Consider the following 18,533-nt stretch of genomic DNA (forward strand, 5'->3'; position numbering starts at 1 on the left):
ATCACTGTACTGTCTCATTGCTATTGCGTCCATCGTAGTTAAGTCGATTCTAAAGCTCTAGGCAAGTCCGGAGGCGCACGCCTATGAAGTTTCAGGAGTGTGCCGCACGACGGTTCAGGAGGAGGCACTGGAGGCCTATCGGGAGGAGTCTGGAGGGCGCCAATTTTTATGGTGACGTTGTCGAAATCTCTACATTTAGGTACTGCCGGTTATTTCTAGGAACGGGTTATCCTCTGGTAGTTTCTCGAATAGGTAGTCGGGGCTTTGTAAGATATATCCTTGTATTTTCGAGGTTTTTCGTGGCCCCCTCACCGTACATACCCAGATATTCATACCGTTGCCACGCTTTCTATGAACCCTCAGTTTCTCAAACTGCTTCTGCACCCAACGCCATTCTTCGATCTCTTGGCAGGCGCCCAGAGAGATGCCGGGGAACTCCTGCGTATAGCGTTGAAAGAGACCAGGGGTGACCAGAAATACGTTCCCACCCACCGTGTGGATTTTGGCCTTGCTGTCATTGATGATCAGCCTGTGACTCCGGATGCCTTCTTTGACCCAATTCAGGAATGCCTGGCCAGGGTCATCCGACGAGGGATTTGAGATTTCGAGAATGTGTGCTGACGATTCGTCGCTGACCTCAGGCTCTTCCAGCTCGAACATATCCAACAGCGTGCCGAGAGAGTCAGCGTCTTCCATCGCCATGGGATTTGTCAGCGAAGAGCTTTGACGCGATCCATTACTGACAGTCTTAGGCGCTGGAGGTGATGCCGAAGCGTCAGACGGATGGTCATCGGTTACCACGCTCACTGTTCCGCTGAAAGTCTCAGGCCGGTCTTCGTTCCCCCAAATCAGTGCCGGTTGAAGGCGCAGAAAGGTGAAATGCTGCTGCCAATTTCCCTGTGCCACAAGCGCGGTCCAGATGGCTTTTCCTTCCGGCGTGGACTCAACCAATCCGTGCGACTGCAGCTCATCGAACACTGCGAGGTTGGACGAGGGAATGCCCTCAATCGATTGCGACAGTAGATAGGCTCGCAGCTTGTCCGTGACCGTCTTGTTGACGAGCCAGAGCGCGTCCTGGGTCAGCCATCCCGCGGCACCTGGCTGGTTGAGTTTCAGTTCGTGCTGAACCAGATGACGCAATCCGCTGATCAAGTGATGTTGCAGCGAATGAATCGGTGCTTGCAGCGCCTTGCTCGGGTTACCACCGATGTTCTGTGCGGTGGAAACGCGGTCGGCCTGCATCACCAACTCACCGAGCACGCCGGCACGTTCGTACTGGCCCGCCAGGACATACAGCAGATTGGCCCACAGAGGCGGAAATCCACTGAGCCAATCGAGAATTGGCCGGTCGATAATCTGGTTGTAGAGCAAGCCTGCGGCCGCGCCGTGCAAGTGGTAGTCGCGCCCCTTGAGATAGCGGAAACGATACGGCTGATCCAGGGAACCCTGCCAAGGATGCCAAACACGGCCATCCTGGCGTTCGACAAACAGGTCCACGGCAATCTTGCCGATGTCATGGAGCAACGCGCCATAGGCGATGCCAGCGGACCAAGCGTCAGTCTGGGCGGCTTGGTCTTCAGGTGCGGCGCCGGTGGGAAGCAGATACGACTGACGCAATTTCAAACTACAAGCGACCAGTTCCAACCCATGGTCTAGCATGCCGCCAAGATAAGCATGGTGGTGCGTCTCGCTGGCTGGAAGCTGCTGGACCAGCTCAGCGTATCGATGGATCGGATTTAAATAGAGTTGGCTGAATTGCGGATGGGAGAGGGCGGTGTACTGCCAAATGCGATCAAGCAACTGGCGGCGATGCTCGGCGGCTAACAAGCTCTGGGACGATTCGATGGCCAGATACCCATCGGCGACGTTTACGGTTGGTGGCGGAGGAGGTTTTTGCCTTTTGTGCCGAAACAGACTGAGCATCATGGTTCTCCCGGGAACTGGCAGAGTCAGTGGCCTTTTAGCCTTTTAGCCTTTTCGGATAGGGCTCTTACCCTTGACTCCCCATTCCCCTTCCAACCCTTGCCTATCCTTTTGGCCCGTTTCCGTTTGTGCGGCAATCGGAATATCGATTTGTCCTGGTGCCGTTTTATTGGATGCGCGTGCTGGCGCGAAAAAGGAAAGTGTCGGTACACTGCGGTGCGAATTTTATTGGGTATGCCCATGAACCTCACTGACGCCACGCTCGTGCTGCTGCTCGCGGCACGTATCCATGGAACAGACGAAGCCGTCAGGGCCTCGGCGAAGAGCGTGGTCAAGAAGCTACCACGCAGCAAACGTGATCTGATCTACAAGGTGATCGACAGCCGAAGCCCACTCGAGCTGGTGGATTATCTGGCGGAGAACCTGGATACGTAACGGCGTTCTGCGGTTATGGAGTTCCTCATGTTCTTCGGGGCAGCGCCCAGCGGTATGGGGACTTTTCTGGGCATAGAAAAAGGGTCCAACTCGTGTTGGACCCTATGAAGCGTTTGCAGCGGTGAGGTGACGATCAAGCTCCATCGTTGATGCATCGCGAGTCATCCATTACCGCCTGCTTCCGTTGCTGCTCCAGGTTGAGCACATACTCCGAAGCGCATCGGACCTGGCCACTGGCGCGGAAAATCGCGCGGTTGTCAGCCTTGAGCAGGCCGAGCCAGGAGTCGATATAGCCCTCGTGCCGAATCTCTCCCCGTATACCGGCGTAGGCACATAAAAAAGCGGCGCCCATTTCGGCGATCAACTCTTCAAATGCATAGCCTGGCGAGCCGAATGGGCAAGGTGAGATCACGCCTTCACGCTGCAACCGGGAGTGGTGTCCGGTCCAGTGCGTCAGCTCGTGAAGCACGGTGGCGTAGTATCCACCTTGGTCGTGAAACTGCGCTTTTGTTGGCAGTTGGATGAGATCCCTTATCGGATGGTAAAAAGCTTCGTCGGCAGTTCGATGAATGATGTTTGCACCCGAACTTAACAACAGATCTTCCGCAGCGCTGTTGGGGAAGAAGGGATCGCTAGGTGCCGTCTCGAGCAAGGCTTCGTCGTGCGTTTCGAGGCCCTCAGTTTGTTCGATGTTGAACAGAAAATGCGTCCTGAGAATACCAAAGTGAGCGACCTTGGGCTGACCATTTTCGTCAAGCACCGGTTGGCCTGATTCGGTCTGTTCCTCGCGCTCCATCGGCTTGTAGAGCACTGCCAGGGTACTGTGCTCACCCTTACGGATGTGCCCGCCGGCTTTTTTGGCTTGGTTGAAGGTCAGCCAACGATCTTGAGTGAACCCTTGCAGTCTGGCCTCGGTCCAGAGCAACGGTAAATTGATGCCCGAATAGGCGCGCTGTGTGATGGCGTTGATAGGGTAGGGTTGGTGATGACTGACGTCGGCTGAGCCACTGGGGGACCAGGGTTTGATCCAGGGGGCTACGCCTTGGTCTAACGCGGTAACGATCTTATCTGTCACGTCTTGGTAGATATTACGCATGACATTTTCCTCGAGAGAAAACGGAGGAACGCCTTGCCCGTCGGGGAGGGTCCCCCGATGGGTGTTGGTTGGATTGGTGCAGTACTGCGCCCAGTTTGAGTGTGGATCGGCGGCCGGGTATGGTCGTTTGTGTTCAGCGTCGATGCTCTTCCGCAAGCGCTATCAGTAACGCGTTAGGTTGGTCTGATGCCTGAAGTAGGCTGAGGCTCAGTCGCAGTAATGGTTCATGATCAGCATCACTCGCCGAGACGAACTTGGCTACCTTAAACACCACGTAAGGTGCGTTTGGATCGGCCAGGTGAGCTTTGAAGGCTGCGCGTACGATGTTGCTCAGCCTATCGAGCTGCAGCTTTTCAGGATGGCTTGAACCATCGATCAATACTGCGTGTTGCCACGCGTCTGGAGTGAATACAACGGGCAAGTGCAGAGTGTTCAGTGCTTCGCTTGTGAATGAGTCGGACATGGGTGCCTCCGTTGATAGCGCGAAGAAACCTGTCCCATAGGGGAAAAAATTTCCCTGCGGTGGGTTGAAGAAAAGCAAGAGGGTTTGGGACGAGCCGAGCTCGAAAGACGCTCGGGAGAGCAGTAGGCGTTCATCACCGCGAAGCGTGACCGTGCGAGCCACCGAACGCTAATCGCACTTGGGGGGAACCATCACCGGAGTGACGTAGCTTTGAAGGCTCTGGCTACCTGGGAAGGTGCTGTCGATAACAGCGATCCGTACCCTCTATGTAACTGGATGATATGGATGGGTCAACGGCCATAGAGGCGCAGGTGCACGAGCTGCGTCTTCTGTCTTCCAGTGAAGAGTTTTTCAACCGAGCAAGCTGATAAACGGTTAAGCATGGGCGGTTTTCAGTAGTAGTCTGTAATTTCAATTTCCACAGGAATACGCTCAGAAGAGGACGCAATCATGTCCGCTCAGCAGCCACTTCAAATCTCCCGCGCACACCGCTGGGCATATGCATGCGGTATGTCGGTAAAACGTGTTTATCGCAGGTTGAAAGGATTTGAATCCCGCGTAGCTAAACGTGCGGCGGCGACAGGTATGCCTGCGGGTGGGCTGTTGATCCGCGGGACCTTTCTGGTTACGAAGCTGGCATTCCTCCTTGGGTTGCTCTTTATCGGTTTCTGGTTGGTCGCTTCTGTCGTAACGATGATTGCTGTGATTGGACTTCTGGTGTCCAAGGCTGCCATTGACACGGATCTTGAAGACAATGACCCAGGTCCAGACTTTTTAGGGGCCAACTCCTATCTAGGTAATTACGACGACGATGGCCATTACATTGGGCATTCCAAATCATCGAGTAGTGATGTCAGATGACTCTTTTCGTAGCACCCATCAACTGATCTGTGCCTTTGCTTGCCGCGCCATGCGCTGCTTTGCTCGCACTTCCTAGCATCCCTTCAAGGCTGCTGCCAATTGAGTAGCCTGCCCAGCTCATGACAACTAGAAATAGTCCTGGCAGAACCAAGAACATCGCCCCCATCACATACTCAATCACCTGCGCCGTGACTGTTCCGTCCATAAAACCGGATGTGGGCAGCGACAGCAGCACCTGATTGGACGCCGACACTTGGTTATACAAGGTGTCGAGCATGCTGGAGTCGACCCAGCGGGCCAACTCCCACCAGAAGGTCAGCATGTGCAGCGTGAACAGCGCGAACGTCACCGTCATGATGGTCTTTAGCTGGTAGGTACTGACCAGCAGGATCAGCGGCAAGCTGATGATGACGCCCATGATCAGGAAAGCCTGCACCATCGGCAGAGCGGCGCGTAGCGCGTTCATCGCCGGGAAATTGCTGAAGGATCCGAGAGCCAGCCCAGTGTTGGTGGCCAGGTTATTAAGCCCCTGATTGATCGACCCGCCGCGAGCACTGGAGCCATAGTCCTGGTACACCTGTCCGGGCGACATGGACATCGATTGTTGGCGCGGGCTGACCAGTTCGCGCAGGGTGGCATCCTCGATCTCGTTGCTTGAGCGGCCAGTCAACCAGCCTTTCAGCTGAGTCAGTAACGAAGGGTCGACTTGCTCGATCAAGCGCTCGCGCAACCCGACACCGCTGTCATTCCACCACTGTTTGCAAGTGGGGTAGCCCGCGCCATTCTCCAGCCGTGGCAAGGAAATATCACGGGTTTCATCGTAGGGCCAACTGACTCGTGGTGTCCGTGAGCGGTCGGTGTCGTAGTAGCCCGGAGTGTCGAGAAAATAGCTTGAGCCGATCCAGGACGCATCATGACTTTGCACCTTGTCCAGCTGTGGACGATTGGTGAACAGCCGAGAGCGAGAATAGCCGTAGCAGTCACGAGTGAAGTCTGCGACTTCCTGCAGCAGTACCTGGTTATCGATGCGCGAACTGTCGATCTCCATGCGCATCTGTCGGATATCCGGTGCACAGGGGATGGAGGAGGTGGCCGCTGCGGTCACTCCTTTACTTAAGGCGTGAACCAGAAACCACCAGATCGGCACGTTGGCAGAGCGTTCGCCGATGGTGTTGAACGTGTTGCCCCAAGCGGTTTCCGCTGGCTTGGCCACACTAATGCCGCAGTGCTGGCTTGCCGCATCATCGAACGCCATTGAGGCAAGGTTCAACGGAAAGACGGGCGCACAGGCGAACAGTACTACGATATAGGCCAGCCATAATCGGTTCTCAATCCGCGGCACAGAGAGCAATCCCTTGTTGCCTTCATCCGCGCCTTGCTGACGGGCCGACAACCACTCTTGCAAGATGATCGCGCCGAAGGGCGCGGCGAATAATCCAGTATCGGACATGACGTTCCAGATACCGTTGTTGATGATCCATGCCAGCAGGGAGAGGTAAAACTCCAGGTAGCTGTTGGTGCTCATGAGCATAGTGGTGACCTCACAATCGAGTGAGCTCGACGCAGGTAAAGAGCAAGAGCCCTAATGTCCCGGCGCGCTTCACGCGCAGTCGGTCCTGTGGTCGATGTTGGTAGCGCCTCAGCAGGTCCCACCAGAGTGCTAATAGGACGCCGTAGAGCAGGGCACGCCACCACCCCAGGTAAGGCCGTATCGATTCCAAGGCATGCTGCCAGACCTCGAAACTGCCCAGCGCAGTGCGGCCGATCCAGGCGACCAGTGCGGCGGCCAGGACCATCACCGCGGCAATGCCCAGGCCTGAAAGCAAAGTGACTAGCGGTGAGCGTTTCATGGCTCACTTGCGCCTGGCGTCAGCGTCGTTGAGTCGCCTAAGTTCGGGGTCGCCTTGCTCGACGGTGCGCGACGCATCGGCACCACCGGCATGCCGGTCGAGGACCAGACTGGCGGTATTGGTGGCGAGCATCTGCCGGACCTGCAGCTCGGTCTGCAGCAGGCGTATTTCGCGCTCCAGGGTGTCGATGTTTTTCGTCAAGGCCGTCTGTGCCGGTTCGGCTGAAGCGATGTTCGGTTCGTGACTGCCTGCCAGCAGCGTGCGCAGCAGCAGGAGCGCCTTATCGAGCACACTGGACAAGGCTGTCTCGCTGGCTAGGCGTCGCGCCAGCAGCTCCTGATCAGGATCATCACGCAAGGCCTCGATCACGCCACGGGTCACCGGCAGCATCGGGCTGGAGGCTTTGGCCAGGTTGTCGGGGGTAGGCGGCAGGGAGCCTGAGAGCAGCCCTTGCAGGGACTTGACGCGTTCGTTGTAGGCTTCCTGGATTAGCGGTGTCAGTCCGCTGCCGGCGGTCGTCCGAAGGGTTTCGCAGGTATCACAGGTCGCGACTTCGCTTTCGCCCAACACGCGAACGGCCCATTCGGACTCTTCCTGGGGGGAGGCCCAGGCCTGGCAAATAGCGCCCCCCAGGCAATCGCCACTACTGATCGAAGCGCTGTCATCCACCGATCGGTTATGTAGCAGGTTGTAGCCCGCACGCACCACATCGGATGTTGCCCGAATGGGCGTCTGCCCAACACCGCCAGCCTTTGAGCCGCCGACCCATGACACCCCATTATTGCCGTTACGGGCCTCGGTGTTTTTCACCGCGGCCACCGCATCACCGCCGGTTTGTTCGAGGTTGCCCTGCATCTCCTGGTTCTTGGCCAATGCGCCCCAGCCGGCTTGGCCGACCTTGTCAGCCATCTTCTCGGCCATGGCCTGGCAGGTCAGTTTGGAACGGTCGAAGTCGATGCGCCCTTGCATCACCCCGTTACTCAACAACTCATAAAGCCCGGGGTTGGCGCGCTGGATGATCAACGCAGGCAGCGACATCACCGCTTGGGTCGCGTTCTGTACAATGCTGCCCATGATCTGCTGGAACCCTTCGGTGACGCCGTTCAACTGGTTTTGCAAGGTGTTGGTGAGGCTCATGTTTCCGCACATCATGTTCGCTTGCCAGGATCCGCCGACACCGAGCCCGTTGGGGCGATAGAGCGAGCTCGGCGAGCCCGCTGCCGAGCCGCCACCGATGGTGTACATCACCCGGTCGTCGAGCACTTCGCCTTGAGTGCCTAGACGGTAATCGTCCTCGGCGGTGTGGGCATGCGTGGCCACGGCGAGCAGTCCGCAGAGCAACAAACTCCTCGGGCCCAACCATGGTCCTGCAAGAAGCCGACTCATGAAGCACTGCCTTCGAAGTCGATGCTGAACAGGAAGGTCTGCCCCTCACGCTTACAGCAGCTATAGGGACGCCACAGCGACCAGGCGTAGCCGCCATCCGTGCTCTGCACCGGATTGCTGGGGAAAATGGCACATGTGGGTTGAACCTGAGGGTAGAGCAACTGCCATTTGTGAGTCGAAGCATCGTTTTCAATTATCGGGCCGGGAGGCCAGTAACCGTCGCGAGGAGCGGGTGTGAGCGGTAAGTACACATGCGGCTGCCAGTTGCGAGTAATGAAATCACCCGCCCGCTGCGCCATCACCGCAGCGGCTTTGAAGTCGTCGGGTTGTACCAGAAATCCTTGCCGGGGATAGACATTGCCCCACATGTTCCCTGCCAGTTGACGACCGATCTCATGGACTCCCGGCAAGAGCGACTCGGGATAAAGGCTTTCAGGGATGCCATGACGCCAGGCCAGTGAGTCCAAAGTGCTCAAGTAGTAGGACATGAACGCAGTGGCGCCGCTGGCGCAGGCGTAGCCGGATTGTGAGGCCAGGCGGGTGGCGGCCCAGCCACCTGGATGGCCGATACCATCAACGTTTTTGAAACGAAGAAGATTGTCGCGCTGGTTATTCGGCGTGATCAGATTACCGCCACCTTCCGCACCGCTGATGGGATAGGAGAGAGCGGCCATCTCAGTCCACGGATTGCTACCGGTGGTGGCATAGCTCGAGATCACTAGTTCAGGAATGAAATGACGAACCTTGGTTGAGGTTTTAACCGTGCAGCCAAAGGGAGTGCAGAGCAACCAGAAGCAGATGCCGACGACCCTGTACTCGAAACAGTCTGGAGAAAGCACAGAGGCGGTAATGCTGACGGTATCCAGCGCCGTACTCGGCCCGGATGCCAGCAGAATGCTCAGCACCAAAGGATGTAACTTCTGGGGCGAAATGTGCGGGCAGGCAGCAGACATGATCCAGGCTCTGGGTGTATGGCCTGGACAGGTTCAATAATCGAGAGAGGGGTGTCAGTGAGAAAGCCGAACGCAGGATTGTCGGTTTACAGATACCTTCTAGATCAGCAGAGGGTCATTCAGCGCTTAGCGTACTAGCAAGCGCGTCAGACTCAATGAGCAACTGATCCGTTTTGATCTCGAAAATGTTGGCGAGTTTGCAGAGTACCAATAACGACGGGTTGCCTACCCCCCGTTCGATTTGACTCACATAGGTACGATCCACCTCGGCCATGAGCGCCAATTGCTCCTGGGTAAGGTTCTTCACACGCCGCATTGAGCGGATGTTTTCCGCCAGTTGCAGACGAAGCTGTTCGTAGTCTTGAGTCATGCGCGCAAACTGCGCCTTGAGGGACTCTCAATCCACGGGATATAGTCTACATTGGCTCTGATTCGGGCTTTTTTGATGCTTAAGCCGAGTGTCAATTTTGTTTCTATGCTGCTTAGAACAGACCGAGCATTAATAAATAATCGAAAGCTAAGGTGTCTATGGACGAAAATTACGTTTCAATTCCGGCGGCGGACGGCTGCCCGAGTCTTCTGACACCGTGGGGCAGCGAATTTGCGCCTATGATCGAACGTGGCGTGCAATGCGCCCAGGCCTGGCTTAATACACCCGGTGACGTACCGCTGTGGTGGGAACTGGCGCAGGCACGGAAGACTTGTCCGGCAGGAGAATCTCAGGATGCTTTCGAAGCAGGATTTTTATTGAGAATTCAGCAACGGCTTCAAGGCGTTTCATCGTAGCCGTGCGGCTCCAACCCTGACGATATGGCCTACACGGGAAAATTTACTGGAAGGTATGGTTCCAGGCTCCATTCCTCTAGAATGGAGATCTGACAGAAGTGACGTTGGTCTGTGATAAACAGATTTACGTAGCTAGGATTCTGATAAGTGCAGATTCTGCACGCTCTGAGAACGTGGAGCGCGATATGAAAGCCGACCAAGTGTTGAGTGACGATCTGGTGAGCCGACTGGAGGGTAAAATCCCAGCCATGGCTGAAGGTGCGATCAATACGGCCTATATCAACGCGCTGGCGGCCGGACGCAGCGTGATGGAAGTCATGGACGGCAAGCTCGTTGAGACGACTGCCGACGGTAAGCACAAGGTTATTCGAGTGGCCAAGCCCAAGCATAAAGTGACCTTGGGCGGGATTATCAAGGTGCACCGCTGCTCATGACCGTCCCTCGGCTGAGGGTGTTTGCCGGCCCTAATGGTTCCGGTAAAAGCACAATGAAAAGTGCCGTCCCTTCCCACCTGATCGGGATCTACATCAACCCGGATGAAATCGAAAAGGCTGCCAAAGAGGGGGGACGCCTGGAGTTCAGCGATTTTCAACTGGAAGTCGAAGGTGACGAGGTTCTCGGCTTTATCAAGGCGCACCGACTGATTCGGTCGACCCAGCTCGTTGAAGAGGCATCCAAAATAGGCTTCAGCAATAACGGCCTGAATTTCCAGTCCGTCGCGATGAACTCCTATTTTGCTTCCGTGCTCTCTGATTTCATCCGGCACAAGCTCCTTGAAGCCCAGTTGTCTTTCACCTTCGAAACGGTGATGTCTAGCGAGGACAAAGTCGCTTTTATGCTTAAGGCAAAAGCGTCGGGATATCGAACCTACCTCTACTTTGTCGCCACTGAAGATCCTGACATCAACATCAACAGGGTCAAGAACCGTGTCGCGGCAGGTGGGCACCCAGTCCCCACGGAAAAAATTGTGCAGCGCTACGGTCGTTGCCTGAACCTATTGCCAGCAGCCATCGCAGCCTCGAACCGGGCTTATATCTTTGATAACTCCGGCGCTGATCTGGTGCTGCTCGCTGAAGTAACGGACGGGACTGACCTTGAATTCAGGGCTGATGAGATCCCTGACTGGTTCATGCAAGCCTACGTGGAGAAGGTGTTCAAGGATTTGCTGCCGGGTTGATCGAAACCTAGGATCAGCTCCGTTTCACTTAATTCCTCGCATCCTATCGATTCGTTCAGCTACCCGGTAAGCCACCTCCAATTCCGAGCAGCCGGTGCTCTGCATCAGTGTCCAGCGTTCGGCTTTTTCCTCGGGCTCCGTCATGGCCAGGGCGAGATAAAGGCTGGGCGGCACGGCCCGAAACAGCGTTTCGAGCTTCTTCGAGAGCACGACTCCCTCAGTGTATTTTCCGGGCTCCTTACTGGCGGAGAGCAGCAAGGCTTTCTGTGCCGGCGTGAGTTTCTTGAACCGTGCTATTTCTTCGATTTCCGCGGGCGGCATGTTCAAACAAATCCACCATTCGATCATGTTCAGCATGGTCTGCGCGGCGGAAGGAAAGTCGGCAAGGTTTTGCGTCGCCAGCCAGAACCAAGCGCCGAGCTTGCGCCACATCTTCGTGCCCTTGACCACGAATGGCGCCAGCAGCGGGTTTTTGGTGATGATATGGCCCTCGTCGGTGACCATGATGATCGGTCGGCCCAGGTACTGGTCTCGCTCAGCAAGGTTGTTCACGGTGTTCATCAGGCTGATGTAGCTGATGGACATTTGAGCCTCATAGCCTTCGCGAGCATAAGTGGCCAGGTCGACAATGGTCACATCGCTCTCGGGCCAAGGCGTGCCTTCACGATCGAACAGTTCACCCTCGAAACCCTGGCAAAACAGGTCCATGGACTCGCCCATTTCCTGGGCACGCTCACGACGCTTCTCCGGCAAGTGCGAGTCGGCGGCGACGCGCAGCAAGGCGTCGCGCACGTCGCGGGCCAGTACCTGGCGCTCCGCTGCGACACAGGTCTGTGCCGCATCTAGGATGCACTCGCGGATCAAGCTGCGATCGGCTCGACTCAGGCGCGCTTCTTCCTTGGCTTCGCCGCCGGTGATCATCAGCCGGGCGGTAATTTCCAGTTCGCCGAGAACATCGCGCTGGTCTTCGCGACTGGTCACCACCTCATCGTCCCACTCATCGATCAATAGACTCGCCACCTGATCCGGCTGCTCGACCAGGCGCCAGGCATCGGCGAACGGGGCGAGGCTGACCGCGGTACCAGGTTTCAATTGGACCTTGTTGACCGACAGGCCTTGCGTTGCGAAGTAGTCGCCCTGTAAACCGAATGAGTTACCGGCCTCAACGATGAACAGGCGAGGGCGGTACACCGCCATGACCTGCATCAGCAGGGTGACCAGGGTGGCCGATTTACCGGCGCCGGTCGGGCCGAATAACAGCAGATGGCCGTTCATGGCCCGGTCTAGGCGTGACAACGGATCAAAGCTCAACGGCGAGCCACCACGATTGAACAGTGTGATGCCCGGGTGGCCGGTGCCGGTGCTGCGACCCCAGATGGGAACGAGATTTGCCAAGTGTTGAGCGAACATCAGGCGTGTGTACCAGTTGCGTGTGTCGCGGGCCGGGTTGTAAGTCATCGGCAGCCAACGCAGGTAACTGTTGCACGCGGCGACTTCATCGCCCTCACGTACCGGTTGCAGCCCCGCGCCCAACAGCGCGTTGACCAGGCTGACCGATCGCTGGTGCAATTGCTGTTCATCGTGACCGCGCACGTAAAATGCCAGGGTGCCCCGGTATAGCTTGTGCTGACGGCCGATGATCGCGCGAGCCTCTTCAACATCCTGGCGGGTCTGGGTCGAGGCCAGGTTTTCACCGATGGCTTTGCGCGCCAGACGGTTCAGCTGCTCCTCGAGCACATCTTGGGGTTTGACCACCAGGGTCAGACTCATCACCGTGCCTTCGGGTAACTGGTCGAACAGCGCATTCACCGCGTCGCCCTTGCGAGTTTCACCAGTGAGTTGACCAATCAAGGGAGGCCGCCGCAGTTTGTCCACCACCATGACCCGATGGGGTTGCCCATCGAAGTACCAGAGTCCTCGTTGCACATCCGAACACGGTTCGTTGAAGAACAACCGTTCGGCGAAGTCGTGATCGAAGGGCAATTCCAGCGACCCGCCATTAGCAGGCTCTGGATAGGCAACACGTTGGTAAAAGCCCTCGGGCGTTTCATTCGTGAGCCTGGGTGCCGGATTGAGCCAGGGCAATAACCAGGCATACAAACCGCGGCCATCAACGCGTGCCGATTGCACGCCGCAGGCCTGCAACGAAGCCACGATACGTTCGCAAGCCTGTTGCAGGGATTGCACCGGGGTAAGTCCCATCTCCTCAATGCCATCCTCAAGCCAGCGATAGATCACCAGGCGCACCCGTCGATTATTGCCGCGCCAGGGTAGGCGCGTGACGGCCTTGTCCTCGAACAGACCTCCCGGCTTGGCGATGGCCTTCAGATGACGATGACTGAGTTCCAAAAACGTTTCGGTGAAGACCGTGCCTCGCGCGCTGTCTTGAATATAATCGGTGAGCCGCGTCAGGTAGGGGGTGAAGTCGTTATCGTCCTGGCAGAAAAACTGCGCCACCCAAGGCGTTTGATCCAGCTCGTCAAAGCTATCCTGCAGGGCATCTTCGAGGGCATCGCGGGCTGCCATTAGCCAATCGGGTTCGCGCCCTTCGGTGCCGATGGGCAGCAACTCGAACACCGCACCCACTGAGCGATTGTCATCGAGCAGAAAACACTGCTCGGTGTCGAGGTATTCGACCCATGGCAGATGATCGGTGAAGCTGGGATTATGTGTATAGAGCGCAGCTTCATCGGCCATTGTGGCGCGTGGGCGCAGTGGGTTGCGCCAGGCTTTCCAGGCGGAATTGCGGTTGCTCGCATCGTCGCTACACATTACAGATCTTCCTGGCGTTCACCTGGCAGTGCGTACTGCACCCGTTGATAGAATGGAAAGACGGTCGAGTATCCAGGCACTGGTGCCTGCTCGGTACCACTCAGATGCGGATATACGTACATCACCAAATCTGGGTTGGGCAGGCGAGGGAACAGGTTGCGAATTTCATTCGCTGCTGTACGCGTGTACGGTTCCTGGAGCGCAGCGGAGAGATCTGTTTGAGCCAATGGGCGGCGCAACTGTTGTCGAGCATCCAACAGCTGCTGCTGAGTGCCCTGTGAGCCGGCGCCGTTCCAGATGTCCAGCATGGTCTGCTCGCCATGAGGCAAAAGTGTGTCCTTGTCGGTGGAACACCCCGTCAGGACCCCGCAGATCAAGCTAATCCAGGTTAGGCAGAGAAGCATGGTCTTTTTCATGGCGAACACTCCGGCCCTTGGGCTCGTAGTCGATGGTGATCTCATGGTCGAGATGCAGGGCGACTTCTGCTGCCGGTGGTACGTACACGGCAGCAAAGGCTTCGCCATACAGTTTGTTGACCCACTCTCGAATGTCGCTGGCCCCACTACTGAGAATTGAGGTCAGTGCGCTATTACCACTGTTGTTAGTGACCCCGAAGGCACTGCCGCCCGAACTGATGACGCTGCTGTTGTTCTGTTCATTCCCGAGCAGGGCGGCGACGCCAGCACCGGCGGCAGTGATCAGAGTCTGACTGCCCAAGTACTGCTGAGCATTCGAGCGACGCTCGCCGGCAATGCAAGGAATGCCATACGGATCGGAGAGGTAACCGAGTCCACCGCGGATCTTGTCGGTATTTGAGCTCTGGGTGGTGGAGGCATTGCGGCTGGAGACCGTCTTTGGCTGAGGCACCGTGCGGATGGTGCCATCCGTAAACACAAAGGTGATCGACTCGACCTGTCCGCGTACGCAAGACAAGGTCCAGTCACCGGAGGCTGTGCCGCTCATCACGGCCCCTGCGACGTCCGGCAGGTCGATGCCGTTGGCCGTTAGGTTCTCGGGGCCGACCAGCACCTTGAAGGGATAGGGATCATTCACGGTGCCGTCCACAGGGACTCGGCCGATCAGCGCGGTCATGGCGACCGAGCCCATCAATGTCGCATTTTCGGGAATGGTGTAGACCGGCTGCGCACCTTCGGTACGATCACCGGATCGCGTCAGGTCACGCTCACCCTTGGTGACCTCGCGTAACTGCTTTTGGCTGCGGTTGATGGCATTGTCCTTCAAGCCCTCGAGCGAGTTGAAGGCATTAGGCAGACTCGGTGCGGAAGAGGTCTTGGTTTTACCTCGGGCTTCGGTGGAGGGAGCATCCGAGGGTTCAATCCACTGCAGCGCATCGTTGGCAGTATGCCGCCCTTCGAACTGGTCCCCATCGCCCGGTTCAAGACCCAGTCCGATCGGCATATCCTTGCCTTTGCCGGTCAGCCCCGACAACTGTTCCTGCAATTGCGTCAGCAGACCGCTAGCCTGACGACTGTCTTGTTCCGCTTTGATGCGTGCTTCATCGGCTTGCCGGCGGCCTTCGTCTACCTGCTGGGTCACACTGCCAAGTGCCGTCTGAATACGCGAGTCGACGCTGTTTTCCCGCTCGCGCAGGCGGTTGTTCTCCGTCTGCAGCGAATCGTTGTGTTTCTTCAAACCTAGCATGTCGCTGCGCATGGCCTTCACTTGGCCTACCAAGGTGGCGACCGTGTCGCGTGGGGTATCGCCCGCAATGCCGAGCGACTTGGCTTGCTCGGCAGATAATTGAATATCGCCCTGATCAACTGGGTGCTCTGGAGACGGCTTGCTGCCTCCCGCGACCCAGCTTTTCATGATGATCAGTACCACGGCCAGCAGCGCAGCCGGTACCAGCCATTTGAGCAAGGCGTTAGCCTTCATCGTCAGCACCCCGCGCAACGGGCGGAAGCATCAGGGCGTGTTCGAGGCCGGCACCGCGAGTGATGAGGTAGGCAATCGTGGTGTCTTCCGCGCTGCCGACCGGCCCGAGGAAAGCATGCTGGAAGGTCGCGGCGAACAGCTTTGCCTGCAGTCCACGTGGATCTAGTTGCACCGTCGCTGTACCTCGATTGCGCAACTTCACGGTCGTCACCCAATAGTCACCAAGCCGCCAGGCGGCGATAGGTGTGCTGGAAACGTTTTCGCTCGGCAGCAGGGTCGGCAGTTCGGTGCGCAGCTTGAGCGGGACGCGGCGTACACCGGGCAGGGACTCCACGGTGCGCAGCGGCGCGTACAGGCTTTGCGCGGCGTAGCGCGTCAACGCGTCCGGGATCGGTGTACGTTCGGGAACGGGGACGGTGCTCGATTCAGACTCGATAGCTTGCATCGGAGCATTCTTGAGAATACGCACGGGCTCCAGGGGTTGATCGCCAGGCGTGGCCGCGATATCCAAGAGGATGATCTCGCCCGTCTTAACCGATTGCAGCTGCAGTCGTGTCGGTGCAATGGCTTCCGACGCGCGCAGGTACAGCGTGCCTCCGGTTGATTGCACGCGCAGTTTATCCTTCAGAGCGGAAGGCACGCCGACACGAACAGCTTCATCGATAAAGACCACTCGTTCCTGATTGATCACCAGTGGGACCGCGAGCGGTAGGCGTTCCCAGTGCATCAGTTCGATGGCCTGCGCGGCTGCGCCCGATAGCATCAGTGTGAGGCTGAGTCCCAGGGTAGAAATCCGCTTCATGGTTCACCTCCAGGCGGGGAGATTTTTTGCGGCGTGCCCTGATAGCAATCCAGTGCAAGGCCCCACTTATTGCGTTCGGGGTCCAGATCGAACCGCACCACCCGTAACGGATAACGCACGACCACCCGTTTCACCGGTTCGGCGGCGTAATACTCATCAGCGTTGAGGTCGAGTGTGACCAGCCAGCTGTCGCGATCGAGTTGCTTGACCCGCAGTTCCGGATCTTCACTGTAGCCTCGGCCTAGAATTTCGTAGACGCCACGCACCCGTTGACGCAGTTCGCCTGCGGCCTTGCGATACTCGTAGTCGCCATCGAGGAAGGCCTTGCAGGCGGGTGTCAGGTAGGACTGCAAGCCATAGATCGCGCGGCGATAATCCTGTTCGCCATCCGAGGGCCAGCGGTTGAGTTGGCCAAAGATGTACAGGGCAAAGGCATACACATTCTCTGGGGGAACATCCCACCACTTGCGCGTGCTGCCCGCGCGCAGATCAGGGGGGACATGCACGGTCAGATCGGTTGGTGCTGAGCGCCAGCCATACCATAGTCCGGCGCTGAGCAGGGCGAGCGTCACTATCGCCAGACGTAGGCTGAAGATATGGGCCTGTTGGGCATCGACCTTGTTTCGAAATCGACTCATGGCTGCCACCGAGACAGGGCAGGGCGCAGTCGACGCGAACGGCGAACTGTCCAGGCACCGGAGTGGAGAATCAAACTTCCACGCCCCAGGCGCCAACGGCTGGCGAGTATCCATTCGAGCTTGCGGTACAACCAGGTCTCCGGTCGAGCCCGTTTGGCCCGACGCAGTAGCGTGCCCCCAACCAACAACACCACTGTCATGCCTGCGATCATGCTGGTCGGCGCCATGGCAATCGAGGCGGTGGCGATTGCCAGAGGAACGCCCACCAGCAGGCCAATGACGGCGCCGGTGCCTAGGGCCACCCACATTTCATCATTGGTTAAACCGCGCAATACGGCGGGATCACGATTGAGTCGCTCCGGCAGAAAGACCAAAGTGCCGTCGGCAAGGCGTTCGATAGTGTCGTTCATGCCAACCTCAGAGAATCGCGGAAGCTTTGGTGAGGAACCAGATGATGATCACCACCAACAGAGCGCCGATACCAACTACCGCGCCGAGGTCTTTCCAGGTCTTGCGCTGGTTTTGGACGTCGGCAAATACGGTCAGGGAATGCCAAGCCACGCCGAGAAACGCGAGCAGGGCAATCAGCAGACCTAGTAGAATGCCGGCGTCGTAGGCGTAGTTTTTGATCGTCTCGATCAATCCCGAACCTTCGCCTCGGGAAGGCGCCTCCATGGTCGGTAGCTCGGCAAAGGCTAGGCCTGGCCCAAGGACCAGCAGCAGACCGATCAGGCGTTGGCTTGCACGATCACGCAGGTTGTTTTTAAGGGGGACAAGGCACTTGAGCATGATGGCGATCTCCGGTGTTAGGACAGGGTGAAGAACATCAAAATCAGCAAGGTAAGCAGTACGCGCGCAGCGTTTCCGCCGAAGGCTCCAAAACGCACATTGCCGGTGGCCCAACCTCGGTAAGCGGTCCACATCACCCAGGCACACCACAGCAACGCCAGGACCATAACCATGGAAATCCAAAGCGCCGAACTGCTCTGTGCCGAGAAGCCGGAAGCGTTTTGAAAGGCGGCGGTCTGAGCGTCAGTCATGCTCATGGCGAAGGCTCCGCAGACGGGGTATCAAGTCGGTAATCACCGACCATTTCACGGGGATCGCGAGGTTGAGCGCGGGAGGGGGAGAGATAGTCCTGCACACCCTGGCGGATGCGCTGGATGTCTCGAGTTAGGTGGGGATAGTCGAAGCGATAACGCTCGGTTGATTCATCCTGGCTAGCTGTCTGGGCTCTTGTCGCAAGATGTTCGATAGCGTCGAGTTGCTGCAAAATCAGACTCAACTGCTCCTGTTCATGAGCAGATGCGGCATAGCTGCCACTATTGAACGTGGTCAGTACGAGCAGGCAGCAGATTCGGCAAAATACAGTTGGCATGTGCATAGCCCATTTGGTTATGGGGCTAGCATCCAACTGACGAATAGGGCTCAGCAGTAAAAAATACGAAGTGCGCGACGTCATTTTATTTCGATACCGGCGCTGACGATGTAGCGA

Annotated in this window: 22 protein-coding genes; 5 read left to right on the top strand and 17 right to left on the bottom strand. The window is 57.4% G+C overall.

Annotated elements, in window-relative coordinates; translation table 11 throughout:
* Positions 1 to 195: 195 nt before the first annotated feature.
* Positions 196 to 1,923: a MobH family relaxase gene (mobH, locus tag C4J91_RS10005; RefSeq protein ID WP_124365131.1), complete on the bottom strand. Its 1,728-nt coding sequence runs from the start codon at positions 1,921 to 1,923 to the stop codon at positions 196 to 198.
* A 240-nt stretch (positions 1,924 to 2,163) separates the two neighbouring features.
* Between mobH and C4J91_RS10010 the strand changes: the two genes are divergently transcribed.
* The gene (locus C4J91_RS10010; protein ID WP_025214500.1) at positions 2,164 to 2,358 is read left to right on the top strand and encodes a hypothetical protein; all 195 of its coding nucleotides are present in this window, start codon (positions 2,164 to 2,166) and stop codon (positions 2,356 to 2,358) included.
* Between the two features lie 133 nt (positions 2,359 to 2,491).
* On the opposite strand, the gene C4J91_RS10015 is transcribed toward C4J91_RS10010, so the two are convergent.
* Together C4J91_RS10015 and C4J91_RS10020 are read right to left on the bottom strand one after the other, a co-directional pair.
* Entirely contained in the window at positions 2,492 to 3,454 is a 963-nt protein-coding gene (locus tag C4J91_RS10015) for an ArdC family protein (protein ID WP_124362160.1), read from the bottom strand.
* A 133-nt stretch (positions 3,455 to 3,587) separates the two neighbouring features.
* A complete protein-coding gene (locus C4J91_RS10020) occupies positions 3,588 to 3,917 on the bottom strand; it encodes a hypothetical protein (protein ID WP_124362161.1) in 330 nt (109 codons plus the stop codon).
* A gap of 450 nt (positions 3,918 to 4,367) precedes the next feature.
* On the opposite strand from C4J91_RS10020, the gene C4J91_RS10025 reads away from it, so the two are divergent.
* On the top strand, positions 4,368 to 4,778 hold the full coding sequence (locus C4J91_RS10025; RefSeq protein ID WP_164484522.1) for a DUF3742 family protein: 411 nt from the start codon (positions 4,368 to 4,370) through the stop codon (positions 4,776 to 4,778).
* Here C4J91_RS10025 and C4J91_RS10030 read toward each other — a convergent pair.
* The 5 genes from C4J91_RS10030 to C4J91_RS10050 all read right to left on the bottom strand — a co-directional run bounded on the left by C4J91_RS10030 (position 4,771) and on the right by C4J91_RS10050 (position 9,337).
* Positions 4,771 to 6,309 carry a conjugal transfer protein TraG N-terminal domain-containing protein gene (locus tag C4J91_RS10030; RefSeq protein ID WP_124362162.1) on the bottom strand — a complete coding sequence of 513 codons (1,539 nt, stop codon included), beginning with the start codon at positions 6,307 to 6,309 and terminating at the stop codon, positions 4,771 to 4,773. The two genes, C4J91_RS10025 and C4J91_RS10030, sit on opposite strands and share 8 nt — an antisense overlap.
* Before the next feature lie 10 nt (positions 6,310 to 6,319).
* Entirely contained in the window at positions 6,320 to 6,628 is a 309-nt protein-coding gene (locus C4J91_RS10035) for a hypothetical protein (RefSeq protein WP_124362163.1), read from the bottom strand.
* 3 nt (positions 6,629 to 6,631) lie between these two features.
* Positions 6,632 to 8,014, bottom strand: a complete 1,383-nt coding sequence (locus C4J91_RS10040) for an integrating conjugative element protein (protein ID WP_124362164.1) — start codon at positions 8,012 to 8,014, stop codon at positions 6,632 to 6,634.
* The gene (locus C4J91_RS10045; RefSeq protein ID WP_124362165.1) at positions 8,011 to 8,967 is read right to left on the bottom strand and encodes a TIGR03756 family integrating conjugative element protein; all 957 of its coding nucleotides are present in this window, start codon (positions 8,965 to 8,967) and stop codon (positions 8,011 to 8,013) included. The genes C4J91_RS10040 and C4J91_RS10045 overlap by 4 nt, the downstream gene beginning before the upstream one ends.
* A 115-nt stretch (positions 8,968 to 9,082) precedes the next feature.
* Entirely contained in the window at positions 9,083 to 9,337 is a 255-nt protein-coding gene (locus tag C4J91_RS10050) for a helix-turn-helix domain-containing protein (protein WP_124362166.1), read from the bottom strand.
* A gap of 158 nt (positions 9,338 to 9,495) precedes the next feature.
* Between C4J91_RS10050 and C4J91_RS10055 the strand changes: the two genes are divergently transcribed.
* From C4J91_RS10055 to C4J91_RS10065, 3 genes are all read left to right on the top strand, one after another.
* Complete coding sequence (locus C4J91_RS10055; protein ID WP_124362167.1) at positions 9,496 to 9,753, top strand: LasR-specific antiactivator QslA; 258 nt, start codon at positions 9,496 to 9,498, stop codon at positions 9,751 to 9,753.
* Between the two features lie 185 nt (positions 9,754 to 9,938).
* A complete protein-coding gene (locus C4J91_RS10060) occupies positions 9,939 to 10,187 on the top strand; it encodes a hypothetical protein (protein WP_017529804.1) in 249 nt (82 codons plus the stop codon).
* Complete coding sequence (locus C4J91_RS10065; RefSeq protein ID WP_124362168.1) at positions 10,184 to 10,930, top strand: zeta toxin family protein; 747 nt, start codon at positions 10,184 to 10,186, stop codon at positions 10,928 to 10,930. The genes C4J91_RS10060 and C4J91_RS10065 overlap by 4 nt, the downstream gene beginning before the upstream one ends.
* A gap of 24 nt (positions 10,931 to 10,954) precedes the next feature.
* On the opposite strand, the gene C4J91_RS10070 is transcribed toward C4J91_RS10065, so the two are convergent.
* From C4J91_RS10070 to C4J91_RS10110, 9 genes are read right to left on the bottom strand one after another with little or no spacing between them, the layout of a single operon-like run.
* Entirely contained in the window at positions 10,955 to 13,702 is a 2,748-nt protein-coding gene (locus C4J91_RS10070; RefSeq protein WP_124362169.1) for a conjugative transfer ATPase, read from the bottom strand.
* Complete coding sequence (locus C4J91_RS10075; RefSeq protein WP_124362170.1) at positions 13,702 to 14,118, bottom strand: TIGR03751 family conjugal transfer lipoprotein; 417 nt, start codon at positions 14,116 to 14,118, stop codon at positions 13,702 to 13,704. The genes C4J91_RS10070 and C4J91_RS10075 overlap by 1 nt, the downstream gene beginning before the upstream one ends.
* Positions 14,081 to 15,598 carry a TIGR03752 family integrating conjugative element protein gene (locus C4J91_RS10080; RefSeq protein WP_124362171.1) on the bottom strand — a complete coding sequence of 506 codons (1,518 nt, stop codon included), beginning with the start codon at positions 15,596 to 15,598 and terminating at the stop codon, positions 14,081 to 14,083. The genes C4J91_RS10075 and C4J91_RS10080 overlap by 38 nt, the downstream gene beginning before the upstream one ends.
* Positions 15,588 to 16,400: a TIGR03749 family integrating conjugative element protein gene (locus C4J91_RS10085; protein ID WP_124362172.1), complete on the bottom strand. Its 813-nt coding sequence runs from the start codon at positions 16,398 to 16,400 to the stop codon at positions 15,588 to 15,590. Before C4J91_RS10085 ends, C4J91_RS10080 begins: the two co-directional genes overlap by 11 nt.
* Positions 16,397 to 17,038 carry a PFL_4703 family integrating conjugative element protein gene (locus C4J91_RS10090; RefSeq protein WP_124362173.1) on the bottom strand — a complete coding sequence of 214 codons (642 nt, stop codon included), beginning with the start codon at positions 17,036 to 17,038 and terminating at the stop codon, positions 16,397 to 16,399. Before C4J91_RS10090 ends, C4J91_RS10085 begins: the two co-directional genes overlap by 4 nt.
* The gene (locus C4J91_RS10095; RefSeq protein ID WP_124362174.1) at positions 17,035 to 17,448 is read right to left on the bottom strand and encodes a TIGR03750 family conjugal transfer protein; all 414 of its coding nucleotides are present in this window, start codon (positions 17,446 to 17,448) and stop codon (positions 17,035 to 17,037) included. Before C4J91_RS10095 ends, C4J91_RS10090 begins: the two co-directional genes overlap by 4 nt.
* 7 nt (positions 17,449 to 17,455) lie before the next feature.
* The gene (locus C4J91_RS10100; RefSeq protein ID WP_124362175.1) at positions 17,456 to 17,827 is read right to left on the bottom strand and encodes a TIGR03745 family integrating conjugative element membrane protein; all 372 of its coding nucleotides are present in this window, start codon (positions 17,825 to 17,827) and stop codon (positions 17,456 to 17,458) included.
* Between the two features lie 17 nt (positions 17,828 to 17,844).
* On the bottom strand, positions 17,845 to 18,084 hold the full coding sequence (locus C4J91_RS10105) for a TIGR03758 family integrating conjugative element protein (RefSeq protein WP_124362176.1): 240 nt from the start codon (positions 18,082 to 18,084) through the stop codon (positions 17,845 to 17,847).
* A complete protein-coding gene (locus C4J91_RS10110; RefSeq protein ID WP_124365133.1) occupies positions 18,081 to 18,416 on the bottom strand; it encodes an RAQPRD family integrative conjugative element protein in 336 nt (111 codons plus the stop codon). Before C4J91_RS10110 ends, C4J91_RS10105 begins: the two co-directional genes overlap by 4 nt.
* Positions 18,417 to 18,533 lie beyond the last annotated feature (117 nt).

It is taken from the genome of Pseudomonas sp. R3-52-08 (genome assembly GCF_003851745.1).
Taxonomy (GTDB): Bacteria; Pseudomonadota; Gammaproteobacteria; order Pseudomonadales; family Pseudomonadaceae; genus Aquipseudomonas.

What these genes read in the sequence shown, in the direction of transcription:
- C4J91_RS10045 (WP_124362165.1), bottom strand. Translation starts at nt 8,967, where the DNA reads ATGTCTGCTGCCTGCCCGCACATTTCGCCCCAGAAGTTACATCCTTTG.
- C4J91_RS10040 (WP_124362164.1), bottom strand. Translation starts at nt 8,014, where the DNA reads ATGAGTCGGCTTCTTGCAGGACCATGGTTGGGCCCGAGGAGTTTGTTG.
- C4J91_RS10095 (WP_124362174.1), bottom strand. Translation starts at nt 17,448, where the DNA reads ATGAACGACACTATCGAACGCCTTGCCGACGGCACTTTGGTCTTTCTG.
- C4J91_RS10020 (WP_124362161.1), bottom strand. Translation starts at nt 3,917, where the DNA reads ATGTCCGACTCATTCACAAGCGAAGCACTGAACACTCTGCACTTGCCC.
- C4J91_RS10065 (WP_124362168.1), top strand. Translation starts at nt 10,184, where the DNA reads ATGACCGTCCCTCGGCTGAGGGTGTTTGCCGGCCCTAATGGTTCCGGT.
- C4J91_RS10060 (WP_017529804.1), top strand. Translation starts at nt 9,939, where the DNA reads ATGAAAGCCGACCAAGTGTTGAGTGACGATCTGGTGAGCCGACTGGAG.
- C4J91_RS10085 (WP_124362172.1), bottom strand. Translation starts at nt 16,400, where the DNA reads ATGAAGCGGATTTCTACCCTGGGACTCAGCCTCACACTGATGCTATCG.
- C4J91_RS10035 (WP_124362163.1), bottom strand. Translation starts at nt 6,628, where the DNA reads ATGAAACGCTCACCGCTAGTCACTTTGCTTTCAGGCCTGGGCATTGCC.
- C4J91_RS10075 (WP_124362170.1), bottom strand. Translation starts at nt 14,118, where the DNA reads ATGAAAAAGACCATGCTTCTCTGCCTAACCTGGATTAGCTTGATCTGC.
- C4J91_RS10070 (WP_124362169.1), bottom strand. Translation starts at nt 13,702, where the DNA reads ATGTGTAGCGACGATGCGAGCAACCGCAATTCCGCCTGGAAAGCCTGG.
- C4J91_RS10100 (WP_124362175.1), bottom strand. Translation starts at nt 17,827, where the DNA reads ATGCTCAAGTGCCTTGTCCCCCTTAAAAACAACCTGCGTGATCGTGCA.
- C4J91_RS10015 (WP_124362160.1), bottom strand. Translation starts at nt 3,454, where the DNA reads ATGCGTAATATCTACCAAGACGTGACAGATAAGATCGTTACCGCGTTA.
- C4J91_RS10055 (WP_124362167.1), top strand. Translation starts at nt 9,496, where the DNA reads ATGGACGAAAATTACGTTTCAATTCCGGCGGCGGACGGCTGCCCGAGT.
- C4J91_RS10050 (WP_124362166.1), bottom strand. Translation starts at nt 9,337, where the DNA reads ATGACTCAAGACTACGAACAGCTTCGTCTGCAACTGGCGGAAAACATC.
- C4J91_RS10010 (WP_025214500.1), top strand. Translation starts at nt 2,164, where the DNA reads ATGAACCTCACTGACGCCACGCTCGTGCTGCTGCTCGCGGCACGTATC.
- C4J91_RS10105 (WP_124362176.1), bottom strand. Translation starts at nt 18,084, where the DNA reads ATGAGCATGACTGACGCTCAGACCGCCGCCTTTCAAAACGCTTCCGGC.
- C4J91_RS10030 (WP_124362162.1), bottom strand. Translation starts at nt 6,309, where the DNA reads ATGCTCATGAGCACCAACAGCTACCTGGAGTTTTACCTCTCCCTGCTG.
- C4J91_RS10025 (WP_164484522.1), top strand. Translation starts at nt 4,368, where the DNA reads ATGTCCGCTCAGCAGCCACTTCAAATCTCCCGCGCACACCGCTGGGCA.
- C4J91_RS10090 (WP_124362173.1), bottom strand. Translation starts at nt 17,038, where the DNA reads ATGAGTCGATTTCGAAACAAGGTCGATGCCCAACAGGCCCATATCTTC.
- C4J91_RS10110 (WP_124365133.1), bottom strand. Translation starts at nt 18,416, where the DNA reads ATGCCAACTGTATTTTGCCGAATCTGCTGCCTGCTCGTACTGACCACG.
- C4J91_RS10080 (WP_124362171.1), bottom strand. Translation starts at nt 15,598, where the DNA reads ATGAAGGCTAACGCCTTGCTCAAATGGCTGGTACCGGCTGCGCTGCTG.
- mobH (WP_124365131.1), bottom strand. Translation starts at nt 1,923, where the DNA reads ATGCTCAGTCTGTTTCGGCACAAAAGGCAAAAACCTCCTCCGCCACCA.